Here is a 15,597-nt window from a genome sequence, read left to right on the forward strand (position 1 = left end):
ATAAATCCGCATCGAGGAAACAAATCATGCTGAATCTGAAAGACCCTTCATTGCTCAAGCAGGCGATCTTCGTTAACGGCGAATGGTCCGTACCCGAGGGTTGCGGCTGGATTGAAGTGACCAATCCCAGTACCGGCGAGTTGGTAGGAAGGGTGCCCAAGGCTGGCCGCAAGGAAACTGTCGAGGCCGTCGAAGGCGCAGAGAAAGCGTACCGACTGTGGGCCGCGCGTTCGGCGGGCGATCGGGCGAAAGTGGTCAAGCGCTGGTACGACCTGATCGTGGAAAACGCTGATGATCTGGCGCTGATCCTCACCGCCGAACAGGGCAAGCCGCTGGCCGAAGCGAAAGGCGAGATTCTCTACGGCGCCGCGTTTTTTGAATGGTTTGCCGAGGAAGCCAAGCGCGTTTACGGCGAAGTGCTGCCCGCCGCCCAACCGGGCCAGCGCCTGTTGGTACTGCGTCAGCCTATCGGCGTCTGCGCGGCGATCACCCCGTGGAATTTCCCTATGGCGATGATTCCGCGCAAGGCAGGTCCAGCCATCGCCGCCGGTTGCAGCATGGTGCTCAAGCCAGCCAGTGCCACCCCTTTTTCAGCCCTGGCATTGGCCGAACTCGGCCAGCGCGCCGGTTTGCCAGCCGGGGTATTCAGCGTCGTCACAGGGGCAGCCGGGGAGGTGGGCGATGAGCTTTCCACTCATCCGCTGGTGCGTAAAGTGACCTTCACCGGGTCCACGGAAGTCGGTCGTTCACTGATGGCCAAGGCGGCAGGAACCATCAAAAAAGTGGCCTTGGAGCTGGGCGGCAATGCGCCGCTGATCATTTTCGATGATGCGGACATCGACGTTGCGGTGAATGGCGCCATGGCCTCCAAATTCCGCAACATGGGCCAGACGTGCGTTTGCGCGAACCGCATCTACGTGCAGAGCGCCATTCATGATCGTTTCGTCGAGCGCTTCGCTGCAGCCGTCGCTGCCCTCAAGGTCGGGGATGGTCAGGCACCGGGCGTTCAGCAGGGGCCGTTGATCGATGAAGCGGCGGTGCTCAAAGTGCAGGAGCATATTGATAACGCGCTGGCACTGGGGGCGCGCGTGGTCACCGGTGGTCGTCGGCACGCCCTCGGACAGACGTTTTACGAGCCGACGGTGCTGGCCGATGTGACCGCTGACATGCGCATCGCTGTGGAAGAAACCTTCGGCCCTGTAGCGCCCGTGTTCCGCTTCGACACTGAAGCCGAAGTCATCGCCGCCGCCAATGACACCGAATTTGGCCTGGCAGCGTATTTCTTCACCCGGGACAACGCACGGGTATGGCGGGTCAGCGAGGCCCTGGAGGTCGGGATCGTTGGCGTGAACACGGGTGCGACGTCATATGAAGGTGCGCCGTTTGGCGGCGTCAAGTCTTCAGGCATCGGCCGCGAAGGCTCACATCACGCCATCGAAGAATTCACCGAGCTAAAATACGTATGCGTTGCTCAGGTGAGCTGATATATTCCGCCCAAACATCTGTGCGCTCGTCGCACAGAATTTTCCAACCATGGTGTCAAAAAATGCTCGATTCAGAATCTTCTATCGACGACCTTGAAAACCGTGATCGCGATTATGTGGGTTCTTTCGCGCGCGGCCTCGAGGTCATCAAGACCTTCACCCGTCACACGCCCAGGCGAACCTTGAGCGAGGTGGCAGAGGCCAGCGGCATGAGTCGGGCAACCGCCCGGCGTTTCCTGCTCACGTTGGTGCGTGAGGGGTACGCCGAGAGCGATGGCAAGTACTTCAGCCTCAAACCCAAAATTCTTGAAATCGGCTTTTCCGCGTTGTCCTCAATGAACATCTGGGACGTCGCGCAGCCCATCATGAGCGCGTTGTCCGATCGTCTCCAGGAGTCCTGTTTTGCAGCGGTACTCGATGGTGACTCGGTCATTTACGTGGCACGCGCCAACTCCACGCGCGTCGTCAACATCAGCATCTCGATTGGTAGCCGTTCGCCCGCCCATAGCGTATCCACCGGACGGGTGCTGCTTGCCGCGTTACCGGAATCGGAGTTGCAGGAATACCTCGATAAAGCCACGTTGACCAAATTCACTCAGCACACCGTGACCTCCAAGGTGAAGCTGCGAGAACTGATCAATGAAACCCGGCTCAGGGGCTGGTCGATCGTCGACCAGGAACTGGAGATCAGCCTGCGCTCGATTTCGGTGCCGGTCCGCGACCGGGAAGGGCGCGTGGTCGCAGCCCTCAACGTCCCTTGTCCGACGGACCGCGTCACCTTGCAAGACATGAGCACCCGGATCCTGAGCGAATTGCTCGAAGCGTCGAAGAACATCACCCAAGCCCTGCAAGGCTGACGCTTCAAACATTCCGGACGCGCCTCAATCAGCGGATTGGGCGCGTTTTTTTTCGCCCGCATTTTTGTGAAACAAAAGTGAGAACAGTAAAAACCGCGCACAATAGTTTGCAGTGCGCACATTTGTGCGATACCTTAGGCGCTACATCGAAAACAAAGAAAATAGCAAACGATGGAGTTTCACTGATGCACTCAGCACATGACGCATATCCCGCGCAGCGCATTCGGCCTGCGGTTCCTTCCGCCCTCTGGGGCACTGTCTCGACGCCAGCCAGCAGTTCGCAAGGCGCGTCACCCCACTTTCATTTCAAGGATCGCTCAAGCGATCTGACGACGTTGGCCTGCGCATTGGCCTGATCAATGCAGCGGTCTCTTCATGGAGTCTTCAATGTTTGACCTGAAAGGTAAGACGTTGCTTGTCACGGGCGCATCCAAAGGGATTGGTGCCGCGATTGCCGCCGCCTTGGGCGAAGCGGGCGCGCGAGTCATCGCCCATTACGGCGCAGACCGCGAGGGTGCTGAACAGGCACTGGCCGACGTGGCAGACGCAGACAAGCTTTTTTTGCAGGCCGATCTGCATGATCTGGCTGCCGTGGAACAGCTCTGGGATCACGCCCAAGCCTGGCAAGGCCGTATCGACGGGTTCGTGAACAATGCCGCCATCATGCGCTGGAACGGTGGTTTTGCCAGCGACGACGACACGTGGGACAGCGTGTGGGATGAAACCCTGAGCGTGAATGTGCTCGCGCCGGCGCGATTGATCCGGCGCGCGGTCAAGCATTTCCAGGCGGAAGGAGGCGGCATTCTGATCACCATTTCCAGCTGGGCGGCGCAGCGTGGCGTGACCAACCCGGACACGATTGCCTATGCCGCCTCAAAAGCGGCCGTGCGCTCGATGACCCAAACAGTGGCACGGGCCTACGCCAAGGAGGGAATCCTCGCTTACATCGTGGCGCCCGGTGTCGTGCGCACGCAGATGTCCGAGTCGTTCGCCCAGACCCAAGGGGGCGAGGAAGGTGTCACGGCACAGCTGGCCATGGGCGAATGGGTGCCGCCGGGCGATATCGCCGCGCTGGTCGCGTTCCTGGCCAGCGGGCGCTCCAGGCACCTCAGCGGCGCCACGTTGGATGTAAACGGCGCCAGTTACGTACGTTGAATAAAGCTGACGTGAATATGTGCGCTCTGACGTATTTTGTTCGTATAGCGCATAATTTTATTGACATAGATGCAGCGACGTCAGACATTGAGATGCCAGCATGTGCTGGTGTCGCTTGTCATCCCAATCAGGAGTTTCACATGCTGAAATTGAAGGCTGTCATTCTCTCGCTGGCTGTTGTGGCGGCAGCGACCTCGGGCGCTGTGCAAGCGCGCAGTCTGGATTCGATCATCCAGAGCGGCACCCTGAGGGTCGGAGTCAACCCGAATTTCCCGCCGATGAGCTCGTACAACGACCAGAACCAAATGGTCGGTTTCGACATCGACGCGGCCAATGAAATCGCCCGCAATCTCAATGTCAAAGTCGAATTCGTCCCCACCGAGAGCGCGCAGCGTGTGCCGTTCCTGCAGTCGGACCGGATCGACATTTCCCTCGGCGCCCTGACGCGTAACTCCGAGCGCGCCAAGCTGATCGACTTCACCGTGCCGCTGCACACCGAATCCATGGCCGTGCTGACCACCGACAAGCTCAAGGCCGATAACTGGAAGCAGCTCGACAGCCCTGACGTGAAGCTGGTCAACATGCGCGGCAACTGGTCCGTGGACTACCTCAAGAAAGAACTGCCCAAGGCCAACGTTCTGTTGGTCGAGACGATCGCCGACACCGTACGCGCAGTGGCCCAGGGTCGTGGCGATGCCATCGTCGAGAACATCGACTTCTTCATGAACTTCACCAAGAACTACCCGGACGTGAAATGGCGCGTGCTGAAAGATCCGATTTCCGTCGGGTATGACTGCATTGGCGTGGCGAAGAACAGCACCGGCCTCAAGGATTACCTGAACGTGGTGCTGTACGAAATGCACAGCAGTGGCTTCATCAATGCCACCTGGCAGAAAGCATACGGCGCACCGATGCTCTCGCCAGTGGCCGCCACCCCGTACTTCTAACCCTCGCAGCGCCCCAGCGCACCGGAACGGCTGCGCCGGGGACGGCAAAAAAGACGGATTAGCCTCGTGGACTACACCTTTCAGTTCTCCAACGTGATCCAGAACCTGCCCTATCTGTTGAAGGGCGCACTGTTCACCCTGGAAATCGCCTTCGTATCGTTCTGGCTCGGCGCGGCCATTGGCCTGGCCGGTGCCATGGCCAAAATGCATGGCGGACGCCTGCTGCGCGGGCTGGTCAGCGTGTACATCACGCTGTTCACCAATACCCCGGCGCTGGTGCAGATTTTCTTCCTGTTCTATGCCTTGCCCGATGTCGGCATCGTGCTGGAACCGATGACCGCTGTGTTGATCGGCCTGACGCTCAATTCCGGTGCCTACCTGACGGACATTCTGCGCTCCGGCGTCGAGTCGGTGCGCAAGGCGGAAATCGAAACCGCCGTCACCCTGGGGATGTCCGGATTGCAGACCGTGCGCTACGTCATCCTCCCGCACATTGCCAAGACCATCTATGCGCCGCTGTGCAACTTCTTCGTCTGGTTGGTGCTGGGCAGTTCCATCGGCGCGATTTTCGGGGTCGAGGAATTGACCGGTCGGGCGATCAACATCTCGACCGCCAACCTGCGCACCATTGAAACCTTCTCTGTCGTGGCGGCGATCTATGTGGCATTGACCTTCGTGGCTTCGATCGCGTTGGGGCTGGTTGGCCGTCACCTGTTCCGCGCAAAAATCAAGGTGTTCTGATGCTCGATCTGATCATTTCCCAAGCCCCACGCTTCTTCACCTGGTACACCCTGGTCTTCGTCCTCGAAGCCATGGGCCGTACCTTGATGATGACCGTGATCGGCTGCACCGTCGGCGCCCTTTGCGGCTTCGTTATCACTGTGATCCGTAGCACCACCAGTCAGTGGCTGATGCTGTTGCGACTGGCCGTGACGGTGTATGTCGAAGTGTTCCGGCGCATCCCGTTTCTGGTCATTCTGTTCATCGTCATGTACGCCTCCCAAGGCCTGGGCTCGAACATTTCGCTGTCGACCATTGCCACGGTCTCGATCTGCCTGGTAGCCACCGCGTTCCTTTCGGAGATCATCCGGGCGGGGCTTGAGTCGGTTCCTCGGCAGCAACTGGAGGCGGCCCAAGTGATGAACTTCGGGTTCAGTCGCACGCTGTTCATGGTGCTGCTCCCGCAGTCGTGGAAGGTCATTCTGCCGCCAGCCTTCGCCTTCATGGTGATGTTCATCAAGGACACGTCGCTGGCATCGCAGATGGGCGTCGTTGAACTGACGTTCACCGGCAAGGTGCTGATGAACCGTGGTTTCTCGCCCTTCCTGGTGTACGGGGTCGTCCTCGCTGCTTATTTCGCTCTGTCTTATCCGCTCAGTAAATTTGGCGCTTATCTGGAGAAACGTCTTGGCTCACCTCAACGTCGTAAATCTGTCGAGCGCGTACGCGCACATTCCGGTCCTGCAAAACGTGAGCTTGTCGGTTGATCGCGGCGAAGTCATCAGCCTGATCGGACCGTCCGGCTCCGGCAAAAGCACGCTGTTGCGGGTACTGATGGGCTTGCTGCCGCCCACGGCGGGGCAAGTGCTGATCGACGAAGAACCGCTGGACTATGTGTCGAAAAGCAGCCTGCGCGCCGCCCGAGACAAAATGGCCATCGTCTTCCAGCAGTACAACCTGTTCCAGAACATGGACGTGCTGCGCAACGTGACCGTCGCACCGACCAAGATCAAGAAGCGCCCTCGCGCTGAAGTCGAGGTAGAGGCCAAGGCCTTGTTGAACAAAGTGGGCCTGGGCGAGAAATACCACGCGTACCCGGATGAGTTGTCCGGCGGCCAGCAACAGCGTGTCGCGATTGCCCGGGCATTGGCGTTGCGTCCGCAAATCCTGTTGCTGGACGAAGTCACGGCCGCACTGGACCCGGAGCTGGTCAACGAAGTGCTCGACACGGTGCGCGGGCTGGCGAAGGAGGGCATCACCATGTTGCTGGTCTCTCACGAGATGTCGTTCGTGCGCGAAGTCTCGACACGGATCGTGATGATGGACAAGGGACAGGTGGTGGAAATCGGTACACCGCAGCAGATTTTCGAGGCGCCGGTCGAAGCCCGCACCCGGGAATTCGTGGGCAAAATCCTGCGCCACTGAGATGTTCATCGAAGGCAGAGAAGAAGCGGCATGACAAACATTGCAGTCACCTTCGAAGGCACCGAATACACCGCACGCGCCGGCGAGTCGCTGGCTGCTGCGTTGATTGCGGGCGGCGTGAAGCATTTCCGCGAGACGCGTAGCGGCGCCTGCCGGGGGATCTTTTGTGGCATGGGCGTGTGTCAGGAATGTCTGGTGGACATCGACGGCCGTCCGAACCAGCGTGCCTGCATGACCAAAGTCGTGGCGCCGATCAGCGTGCGACGCAGTATCGGCCAGGCTGTGTTGCCACTGGACGTCGCGCAGGCTGTGTTGATCGAACCCATGGAGGTTCACGCCCCTGATGTGCTGGTGATTGGTGCCGGGCCGGGTGGTTTATCCGCCGCGCTGAGCGCGCGACAGGCCGGCGCCACGGTGGTGGTGCTGGACGAACGCAGCTTGGCCGGCGGCCAGTATTACAAGCAGCTGAGCGTCAGCGGCCCTGACATCCAGCCCCCGGACCGGCAGCATCGGCAGGGCGCTGAATTGATTGCCCGGGTGCGGGAGGCGGGCGTGGACATGATCGGCGATGCGTTGGTCTGGGGCGCATTCGAGCCCGGCGAATACGGGGTGGCGATCAACGGCCACACTCAGCGCTGGAAGCCACGGACGACGATCATCGCCACAGGTGCCTACGAGCGCGCCTGGCACGTACCCGGCTGGACGCTGCCGGGGGTGATGACCACCGGCGCTGCGCAAACGCTCTGGCGTACTGCGCGACGTTTGCCGGGGCGACGCGTGCTCATCGCCGGGAACGGCCCGCTCAATCTGCAATTGGCGGCCGAGCTGCGTGCAGGGGGCGCGACGGTGGTGGCGGTGGTCGAGGCTGCGAAGCCACCAGGGTTGTCGACGCTGTCCAGTCTGCTGCGCATGACAACGTCAGCGCCAGGCTTAGTGCTGGACGGGCTGCGTTATCGCTGGTCGTTAGCCCGCAGCACTGGCCGGATGATCCACCGAGCGAGGGTGGCGGGCATCGAGGCCCACGGCGAAACGTTGCAGGTCAGCCTGTGTGATGCAGACGGCAAGGCGCTGCCGGAACGTTTCGAAGTCGATTGCGTGTGCCTCGGCTATGGGTTTGAACCGGCTAACGAATTATTGCGCGCCTTGGGCTGCAGCCACGATTACGACGCGACCCGCCGGCAATTGGTGACCCGGCGTAACGCACGAGGCGAAACGGATATTGCCGGGGTGTTTGCCTTGGGTGATTGCACAGGGATTGGCGGAGCCAAGGCCGCCTTGGCGGAGGGGCACTTGGTGGGCTTGAACGCGGCCAGCCAATGCGGCTATCAGCCTTGTGACGAACTGCGTGACAGTGCTGACGCCGCAGACGCCGAGCTCAGACGCCAGCGGGCGTTTCAGAAGGCGTTGTGGACCTTGTATCAGGCCGACGTCCGCCCTCCCGCCATCGACTCGACGGCTGATGCGCAGCGCCTGATCTGTCGCTGCGAAGAAGTCAGTTTCGCGACGCTGCAACAGGCATTGGACGACGGGATCAGCACCGTCGGTGCCATCAAGCGCCACACGCGAATCGGCATGGGGCGCTGTCAGGGCCGTTATTGCGCGGCCTCGCTGGATGAACAGGTGTGCGCCATGACCGGGGCGCAGCGCTCGGAGCTGTCCGGGTTCGCCCCTCGACTACCGGTCAAGCCTGTAACCATTGCGGAGCTCGCCGGCGCACTGGAAAAGACTGAAATCACTTAACCGCGAACCTGCGTTCGCCTGTGTAACACCGTTTTGCAGGTGTCGGGATTCGGCCGCTTCGAATAAAGCGATTGGGGCCAAATCAGCCCTGAAAACCGTCATTCGTGACACAAAAATCGTGGATGCATACCGCGTCCGCGCACATTCGTACGACAGTTGGAGTCAAGCATGAGTAAGGAATTTCGCGGCAGCTATGGCGTTACTGTGACGCCCTTCACCCCCGATGGCAGCCAGATCGACTACAAGGCGCTGGCCGCGTTCATCGAATGGCAAATCGAATCCGGCTCGCCAGGCATTATCATTCTCGGCACCACCGGCGAATTTCTGACCATCTCCGATGACGAGCGCACGCAATACATCGAAACCACAGTGAAGCTGGTCAACGGCCGCATTGACGTGCTGGTCGGGACGATGAACGCCTACACCCCCAATGCCGTGCGCTACACCCGCGAGGCCGAGGCGTTGGGCGCCGACGGTTTCATGATTGCGCCGCCGTATTACTACACCCCCACCGAAGACGAAATCTTCAATTACTACCGGGCGGTGTCGGAGGCCACTTCGCTGCCGATCATGCTCTACAACAACCCGGTGACCACCAACGTCGACATGTCTGCCGCGCTGGTGGCCCGCATGACCAAAGCTTTCGACAACGTGCGTTACATCAAGGAGGCCAGCATGGACGTCGGTCGTATCTACGACATCGTCGAGGGCACTCAAGGCGTGATGAATGTGTTCGCCGGCGAGCGCCCTGTGGAGAGTTTCCTGCTGGGTGCCGTGGGCTACGTCAACCCTTACGCCAACTACATTCCGCGCGCGTCGACCCGCATGTGGGAGGCGCTGGTGGAAGGCAAGCTGCAGGAAGCGAGCAAAATCCAGGCGATGATCAGCAGCTTCGATCACATCATTGCCGAAGGCCATCCGACCTATGGCCACCAGTGCTATTCCAAGGCGCTGGCAGCGTCGCAAGGTTACCCGGTGGGTGACGTGCGCGCGCCACTGACGCAGTTCGCCGACCTGGGTCAGGAAGGGATCGACCGCCGCGCGCGGATTGTCAGCATCCTTGACGACATCAACAGCTACGTTGCCACTCAAGCGAAATAAGACGAGGAACCGGCATGAACCGTGCCCCGTTGTTTACGCCGTTCGACTGCCGAGGCGTGAGCTTTCGCAACCGTCTGATCGTGTCGCCGATGTGCCAATACCAGGCCGAAGAAGGGCGGGTGAATGACTGGCATTACGCTCATCACGCCCGGTTCGCACTGGGCGGGATCGGCGGTGCGATGCTTGAAGCCACGGCGGTGCTGCGCGATGGACGCATCAGCCCCGGCTGTCTGGGTCTCTGGAGCGATGAGCAGATTCCCGGCATGCGTCGCCTCGCGGAGCTGTACCACCAGCAGGGCATCCCCTTAGGCGTGCAACTGGGCCATGCCGGGCGTAAGGGCAGCTCGGCGGTGCCCTGGCTCGGCAGCGGCCCCTTGACCGCCGATGACCCGACACCAGCCTGGCCTACGCTGGCCCCTTCTGCGCTGGCGCACACCTCGGGCTGGCCGACCCCCGAAGCGGCGAGCATCGAAGACATCCAGCAGGTGGTCGCGGCGTTCGCTCAGGCCGCACGCCGCGCCGTGGAGGCGGGTCTGGATTTCGTCGAGATCCACGGCGCCCACGGCTATTTGATCCACGAATTCTTTTCACCGCTGGCCAACCGGCGAAGTGACGCTTACGGCGGCGATTTCGCCGGCCGCGCGCGACTGGCCCTGGAGGTCGTGCGCGCCGTGCGCGAGGCGATACCTGCTCAGACACCGGTGTGGTATCGCGCTTCCTGTGTCGATGACGGCGAGGGCGGCATCACCCTCGACGATACGGTGCGTCTTGCGCAACTGTTGGCCGAGCAGGGGGTTGATCTGGTGGACTGCTCGGCGGGTGGGATTCTGGGACCGGTAGCGCGTTCCGCGACGCTGGCAACCCCAGGGCATCAGGTGCCTTATGCAGCGCGAATCCGTGCAGAAGCCCGGGTCGCGACCATGGCGGTCGGACTCATTACCGAGGCGCAGCAGGCCAATGACGTGATCGCCAGTGGTGCTGCGGATCTGGTGGCGTTGGGGCGGGCATTGCTGGATGATCCGAGCTTTGCCTATCACGCTGCCCTCGCGCTGGAAGTGACCGATGCTCATGAATTGCTGCCGCAGTCCCACGGTTTTTTTCTCGCGCGTCGTCAGGCCCGTGCACAGGGGAAGAGCGCATGAGTGACGATCCGGGGACTTTTCCATGGCCGATGTGATTGTCATCGGTGGAGGGCTGGCGGGGTGCGCCACCGCCTATTATCTGGCCAAGGATGGCGTGGACGTGCTGGTGCTCGAGCGCAGTGAGCTGAACACCCAGGCATCCGGCTCGAATGCGGGCAGTTTGCATGCTCAGATTCCCCACGATCCCTTCGTGAACAAGGGTTCGGCGTGGGCCGAGCGTTTCGCGCCGAGCATCGCGTTGATGGCCCGCTCTATCGACCTGTGGCACGCGTTGCCGGACGAGCTGGGGGTCGATCTTGAGGTGTCGACCAAGGGCGGTTTGTTGGTCGGCACGACCGATCAGCAACTGCGCGAGATCGAAGCCAAGGCGCGTCTGGAGCGCAGTCAGGGGCTAGAGGTCAATGTGCTCGACCAGCGTGGCGTGCGCGAGTTGGCGCCTTACCTGTCGGATCGGGTACTCGGTGGGGCATTTTGTCCCATCGAGGGCAAGGCGAGTCCCTTGAAAGCGACCCTGGCCTACGCGGAGGCCGCCAAGCGTCTTGGGGTGAAATTCCGTCGTCATTGCGAAGTGATCGGGGTTGAACGTGGTCGACACAACTACCGCATCAGTCTGGCGGATGAGGTGCTGATCGCCAGGCGCGTCGTGAATGCCGCGGGCGCCGACGCCGGACGCATCGCCGCGATGCTCGGCATCCATACCGATGTGCAGGGCTTTGCCATTCAGGTGGCCGTCACCGAGCAGACCGGGCCATTGATCCCGCACCTGGTGTACTCGGCGGGGGAAAAACTGACCCTCAAACAGAACGCCATAGGCTCAGTGCTGATTGGCGGCGGGTGGCCGGCGCGCTGGCACGGGCGCGGTCATCCGGTCACCGACCCGGATTCTCTGGCTCAAAACATGGCCCTGGCGCTGCAAACCGTACCGGCCCTTGGCCCCCTGCGGGTCATCCGGACCTGGGCCGCGGTGGTGAATGGCACCGATGACTGGCGTCCGATCCTGGGTGAGGTGCCAGGCTCGCCGGGCTTCTTCATGAATTTCTTTCCGTGGATGGGGTTCACGGCCGGGCCGATCATTGCCCGAATCATCGCCAGCCTGGTGCAGGACAAACCCGTGCCGCTGGACATCGATTACAGGCCGTTCCTGTGCCAATGACGAACGACGCCTCGGAGGTTTCCATGCGTGACAAAGTGGTCCTGATTACCGGCGGCGCGGGCGGCTTGGGCCTTGCGTTCGCCGAACGTTTCCGTCGAGCGGGCGCACGCGTGTATTGTGCTGACTTGCCAGGCGACGGCACTCACGAGTCCCCGGACTTCATCGGTTGCGACGTCACGCAGGTGAAAGATCTGCGTCGGGCCGTGGAACGGATCCTGGCGCAGAGCGGCCGACTCGACATTTGCATCGCCAATGCCGGCTGGGTGCCCCCGTGGCGCAGTACGTCCGAGCTTCACATAGACGAGTGGGAAAGGGCGCAAGCGATCAATGTACGCGGCGTCGCCTTCACCCTCTCGGCCAGTGCTGATGCATTGAAAGCCAGCCAGGGTGTGGCGCTGGTGATGTCATCGGTCAACGGTCGATTTGCCCATGGTCAGCAGATGGCCTACAGCGCGTCCAAACATGCGGTGCTCGGCATCATGCGCGCCGCCGCGCGGGACCTGGGGCCGCATGGCGTGCGGGTCAATGCCATCGCGCCGGGCCCGGTCGCCACGTTGGCGTTGCGTGCCCGAGTGTCGGCGCGCAGCGGGCATAGCGCAGAAGCAGAAGAACAAGCGTTGCAGTCGATGGCCGATGGCAATGCCTTGCGACGTCTCGTCACGGTGGAGGAGGTCGCTGACGCGGCGTTTTTCCTGTGTTCGCCGGCCTCAAGCGGAATCACAGGCACCGTCCTGCCGGTCGATGCCGGGATTGAACACCTTTAACTGCGCACCGTGATCAGCTTTGCGACCGTCACCCTGTCAATCGACTTGAACATCTGCGCGATCAGGGTTTCTGACAATGACGCGGCGCGACTCTGTGCTGCCCATATCGCAAGGAGACAGACGCGTATGAAGATTCTGATGATCCTGACGTCTCACGATCAGCTCGGTGATACCGGCAAAAAAACCGGCTTCTGGCTGGAAGAATTCGCGGCCCCGTATTACGCGTTCGCGGACGCCAACGCCGAGATCACCTTGGCCTCTCCCAAGGGCGGACAGCCGCCGCTGGACCCTAAAAGCGACGAGCCGGATGCCCAGACCGACGCCACACGTCGTTTCGTCAAAGACGATGAGGCCAAGGCGTCGTTGGCCAATACCGTGCCGTTGAGTGAGGTCGATCCCTACGATTTCGACGCTGTGTTCTACCCAGGCGGCCATGGTCCGCTGTGGGATCTGGCCGAAGACAAAGACTCCAAACGGGTGATCGAGGCGATGTATGCGGCGAACAAGCCGATTGCCGCCGTGTGCCATGCGCCGGGCGTCTTGAAGAATGTCAACGCGCCCGATGGTCACCCCGTGGTGCAGGGCAAGAAGGTCACGGGCTTCACCAATTCAGAGGAAGAGGCAGTCGGTCTGACGAACGTCGTGCCCTTCCTGGTCGAAGACATGCTGAAGGCCAAAGGCGGGGACTACTCGAAGGCTGCGGATTGGGCCAGCTACGTCGTGGAAGACGGGCACCTGATCACAGGGCAAAACCCGGCGTCTTCAGAGGCCGTGGCCAAAGCGTTGTTGAAGCGGCTGGCGAGCGAAGTGTCGGCCTGATTCCTGCGGCCCGGTCTGCACCCCGCGGACTGGGCAGCCTCTATCTTTTCGTGACGACTTTCATCATTCTTCCGGAGGCATAAGCCACGCTGCCACGCACTTGGGCCATTGCGATTCCGGGAACGATCTTTATGTAACAGACTCAACTAGCATGAACGGCCCCATTAGGACCTCAGGAGATCAACATGTCGCGACTTGCCGAATTCCGAAAACTCGAACAGCAACTGGCTGCGCAACTTGCTGAGTTGGAAACGTTAAAAAATGATAAAGGCCTGAAAAAAGAAATCGAGTTTGAGACCAAACTCAAAGGCCTGTTGGAAGAGTACGGTTACAGCCTGCGCGAGATCGTTGGCATCCTTGATCCGCAAACCGCCGGCAAAAAGAACGCACCTATTGCCGCTCCGGAAAAAAGCTCGCGCAAGCCGCGCTCTCTCAAGGTGTATAAAAACCCCCACAATGGCGAGATCGTGGAAACCAAAGGGGGGAACCACAGGACGCTCAAGGAATGGAAGGCCGAGTATGGCGGCGCAGAGGTTGAGTCGTGGCTGACAAAATAATGCGTGAAACGCGCTAAAAGTCGCTTGAGGGCGGCTTTTTCAATTGAAGTGACGACTGCACACTGTCATTCAGCTTTTGTCTTTCGATCGGGTTTGGTGAAAAAGCTCGGCGACTTCAGCAGCAGCGGATTCATTTGGAAATTCGGTCTGACAAACATCAGGCAAAGTGGCAGTCGCTGACTTAAGATAAAGGCCCATTTCGCTATCAAGAGTTTTTAAGATGCGTCGTCTTGTTCTCATGGCAGGGGTTCTCCTGTGTTTCAGCGCTGTGGCCGACAGCGCGGTTCAGCCTGTCAGGAAATGGACATTGCTGGATCAGAATGACAAAGCCTATACCCTCGATGACGATGCTCAAGTCTTGCTGGTTGCCAGAAGCATGGCGGCGGCAAAGCTGGTCAACGCCGCCATCGAGGACGCGCCCGCGGGCTACCTGGAGGCACGGCATATGGTCTATGTCGCGGATATCGAAAAGATGCCTTCGGTGATCAAGCTGGTGGCTGTGCCCGCAATGCGTTCGGCCAAATACAGGATCCTGCTGGATCGCGACGGTCGGGTTGCAAGCGCGTACAACGGTGATCGGGACTCTGTGCAATGGTTGACGTTGAAGGGCGGTGCGGTGGTGCAAGAGCAGCGATTCGCTGACGGCGCGGCGCTCAAGCAAGCCATTGCCGAGCGGCCAACACCCTGATCAGGCCGCGATTGCGGCTTTCTTGAACACCAATGCCATGAAGCCTGCAATCAGATCGGCGTCATCGAAGACTCGGCGCAAATTCGACTCGGCGTTGGACAGGTGAACGTGCAGCTGCGCTCTGACCTTGTCCTCGCCGTAGATCGACACAAAGGTCGATTTACCCGCGTCTTTGCCCATGTCTTTGCCGGTGTCGGCGCTGCTGTCGCAAAGATCGTCGTACATTTGAAACGCCTGGCCCAGTTCCATCGCAAAACTCTGTAGCGTGGCGCGAGCGCTTTCATCGCCGTCACTGATCAACCAGGCCATGTCCACGATGGCGCCAAACAGCACCCCAGTCTTGAGGTTGTTGGTCATGGCGATGTCTTCCGCGCTGCGGGCTTGCTGGCCGTCGCGCAGGTCCTGGAATTGCCCGCGCACCAACCCCTGCATGCCCACGGCATTGGCCGCCAGTTCGACCAGCTGGGTTCTCACCGCAGGCGACACGTCATTGATGCCCGCAATGATCCCGAACGCCCGGCTCAACAGCGCAACCGCCGTCAGGATCGCCACGTCTTCGCCAAACTTCAGGTGTACCGTGGGCCGACCACGCCGAAGTGACGCGTTGTCCATGCACGGCATGTCGTCCAGCACCAGGGACGCGGCGTGGATCAGCTCGACCGCGCACCCCAGATCCAGCGCCGCGCTGCCCTGATGGCCGAGGCCGTCGGCGATCAGCAACAGCAGGATAGGGCGCATGCGCTTGCCCGGTGCCAGCGTGGATTCGCGCATCGCCAGAGCGACCAGATCACGCTCGTTGCCACTGACGGGCAATAATTCGTCCAGGCGCTTCTCGATGGACGCGCGTACCTGGGAAAGACGCTCGTCGAAGCCGAGGTCGAGGATGGCGCCGGAGTCCGTGGTCATCGGAGTGTTTACCTCTGCTATCGCCAATGGGCGTCTGGATCATTTGCTTTTACCTGCCACGTTGCAAGTCCGGGGAACGACTGTGCAAAGGAGGTGCCTCAGTGTGAGTCAATCTTGTACAAAAGGTGTACTGCATGCC

General features: G+C 60.7%; 16 protein-coding genes. 15 read left to right on the plus strand and 1 reads right to left on the minus strand.

Annotated elements, in window-relative coordinates; translation table 11 throughout:
- The first annotated feature begins 29 nt into the window (after window positions 1–29).
- From B3N48_RS05555 to B3N48_RS05625, 15 genes are all read left to right on the plus strand, one after another.
- Window positions 30–1,484, plus strand: a complete 1,455-nt coding sequence (locus B3N48_RS05555) for an NAD-dependent succinate-semialdehyde dehydrogenase (protein ID WP_296181622.1) — start codon at window positions 30–32, stop codon at window positions 1,482–1,484.
- Window positions 1,485–1,546: 62 nt separating this feature from the next.
- On the plus strand, window positions 1,547–2,341 hold the full coding sequence (locus B3N48_RS05560; RefSeq protein WP_296180468.1) for an IclR family transcriptional regulator domain-containing protein: 795 nt from the start codon (window positions 1,547–1,549) through the stop codon (window positions 2,339–2,341).
- Window positions 2,342–2,728: 387 nt separating this feature from the next.
- Window positions 2,729–3,496, plus strand: coding sequence for an SDR family NAD(P)-dependent oxidoreductase (locus tag B3N48_RS05565; RefSeq protein ID WP_296180470.1), 768 nt, complete (start codon window positions 2,729–2,731; stop codon window positions 3,494–3,496).
- Window positions 3,497–3,636: 140 nt separating this feature from the next.
- Window positions 3,637–4,443, plus strand: a complete 807-nt coding sequence (locus tag B3N48_RS05570) for a transporter substrate-binding domain-containing protein (RefSeq protein ID WP_296180472.1) — start codon at window positions 3,637–3,639, stop codon at window positions 4,441–4,443.
- 66 nt (window positions 4,444–4,509) lie between these two features.
- Window positions 4,510–5,184, plus strand: a complete 675-nt coding sequence (locus tag B3N48_RS05575) for an amino acid ABC transporter permease (protein WP_296180475.1) — start codon at window positions 4,510–4,512, stop codon at window positions 5,182–5,184.
- Window positions 5,184–5,930 carry an amino acid ABC transporter permease gene (locus tag B3N48_RS05580; protein ID WP_279890439.1) on the plus strand — a complete coding sequence of 249 codons (747 nt, stop codon included), beginning with the start codon at window positions 5,184–5,186 and terminating at the stop codon, window positions 5,928–5,930. Before B3N48_RS05575 ends, B3N48_RS05580 begins: the two co-directional genes overlap by 1 nt.
- Window positions 5,914–6,588, plus strand: coding sequence for an amino acid ABC transporter ATP-binding protein (locus B3N48_RS05585; protein ID WP_256600640.1), 675 nt, complete (start codon window positions 5,914–5,916; stop codon window positions 6,586–6,588). The genes B3N48_RS05580 and B3N48_RS05585 overlap by 17 nt, the downstream gene beginning before the upstream one ends.
- 30 nt (window positions 6,589–6,618) lie before the next feature.
- Window positions 6,619–8,328: an FAD-dependent oxidoreductase gene (locus B3N48_RS05590; RefSeq protein ID WP_296180492.1), complete on the plus strand. Its 1,710-nt coding sequence runs from the start codon at window positions 6,619–6,621 to the stop codon at window positions 8,326–8,328.
- Between the two features lie 168 nt (window positions 8,329–8,496).
- Window positions 8,497–9,429 (plus strand): dihydrodipicolinate synthase family protein, encoded by a 933-nt coding sequence (locus B3N48_RS05595; RefSeq protein ID WP_296180495.1) that lies wholly within the window; start codon window positions 8,497–8,499, stop codon window positions 9,427–9,429.
- A gap of 14 nt (window positions 9,430–9,443) precedes the next feature.
- Window positions 9,444–10,571 carry an NADH:flavin oxidoreductase/NADH oxidase gene (locus B3N48_RS05600; protein WP_296180498.1) on the plus strand — a complete coding sequence of 376 codons (1,128 nt, stop codon included), beginning with the start codon at window positions 9,444–9,446 and terminating at the stop codon, window positions 10,569–10,571.
- A gap of 22 nt (window positions 10,572–10,593) precedes the next feature.
- Window positions 10,594–11,724 carry an NAD(P)/FAD-dependent oxidoreductase gene (locus B3N48_RS05605; protein WP_296180500.1) on the plus strand — a complete coding sequence of 377 codons (1,131 nt, stop codon included), beginning with the start codon at window positions 10,594–10,596 and terminating at the stop codon, window positions 11,722–11,724.
- Window positions 11,725–11,747: 23 nt separating this feature from the next.
- Window positions 11,748–12,488 carry an SDR family oxidoreductase gene (locus tag B3N48_RS05610; RefSeq protein ID WP_296180503.1) on the plus strand — a complete coding sequence of 247 codons (741 nt, stop codon included), beginning with the start codon at window positions 11,748–11,750 and terminating at the stop codon, window positions 12,486–12,488.
- A 126-nt stretch (window positions 12,489–12,614) separates the two neighbouring features.
- Window positions 12,615–13,307, plus strand: coding sequence for a type 1 glutamine amidotransferase domain-containing protein (locus tag B3N48_RS05615; RefSeq protein ID WP_296180505.1), 693 nt, complete (start codon window positions 12,615–12,617; stop codon window positions 13,305–13,307).
- 185 nt (window positions 13,308–13,492) lie between these two features.
- Window positions 13,493–13,864 (plus strand): histone-like nucleoid-structuring protein, MvaT/MvaU family, encoded by a 372-nt coding sequence (locus B3N48_RS05620; protein ID WP_296180508.1) that lies wholly within the window; start codon window positions 13,493–13,495, stop codon window positions 13,862–13,864.
- 220 nt (window positions 13,865–14,084) lie between these two features.
- A complete protein-coding gene (locus tag B3N48_RS05625) occupies window positions 14,085–14,552 on the plus strand; it encodes a hypothetical protein (protein WP_296180511.1) in 468 nt (155 codons plus the stop codon).
- Here the strand turns inward: B3N48_RS05625 and B3N48_RS05630 are convergent, their stop codons facing one another.
- A complete protein-coding gene (locus tag B3N48_RS05630; RefSeq protein ID WP_296180514.1) occupies window positions 14,553–15,458 on the minus strand; it encodes a polyprenyl synthetase family protein in 906 nt (301 codons plus the stop codon).
- Window positions 15,459–15,597 lie beyond the last annotated feature (139 nt).

Origin of the sequence: Pseudomonas sp. UBA1879, assembly GCF_002338065.1 — a bacterium.
GTDB lineage: Bacteria > Pseudomonadota > Gammaproteobacteria > Pseudomonadales > Pseudomonadaceae > Aquipseudomonas.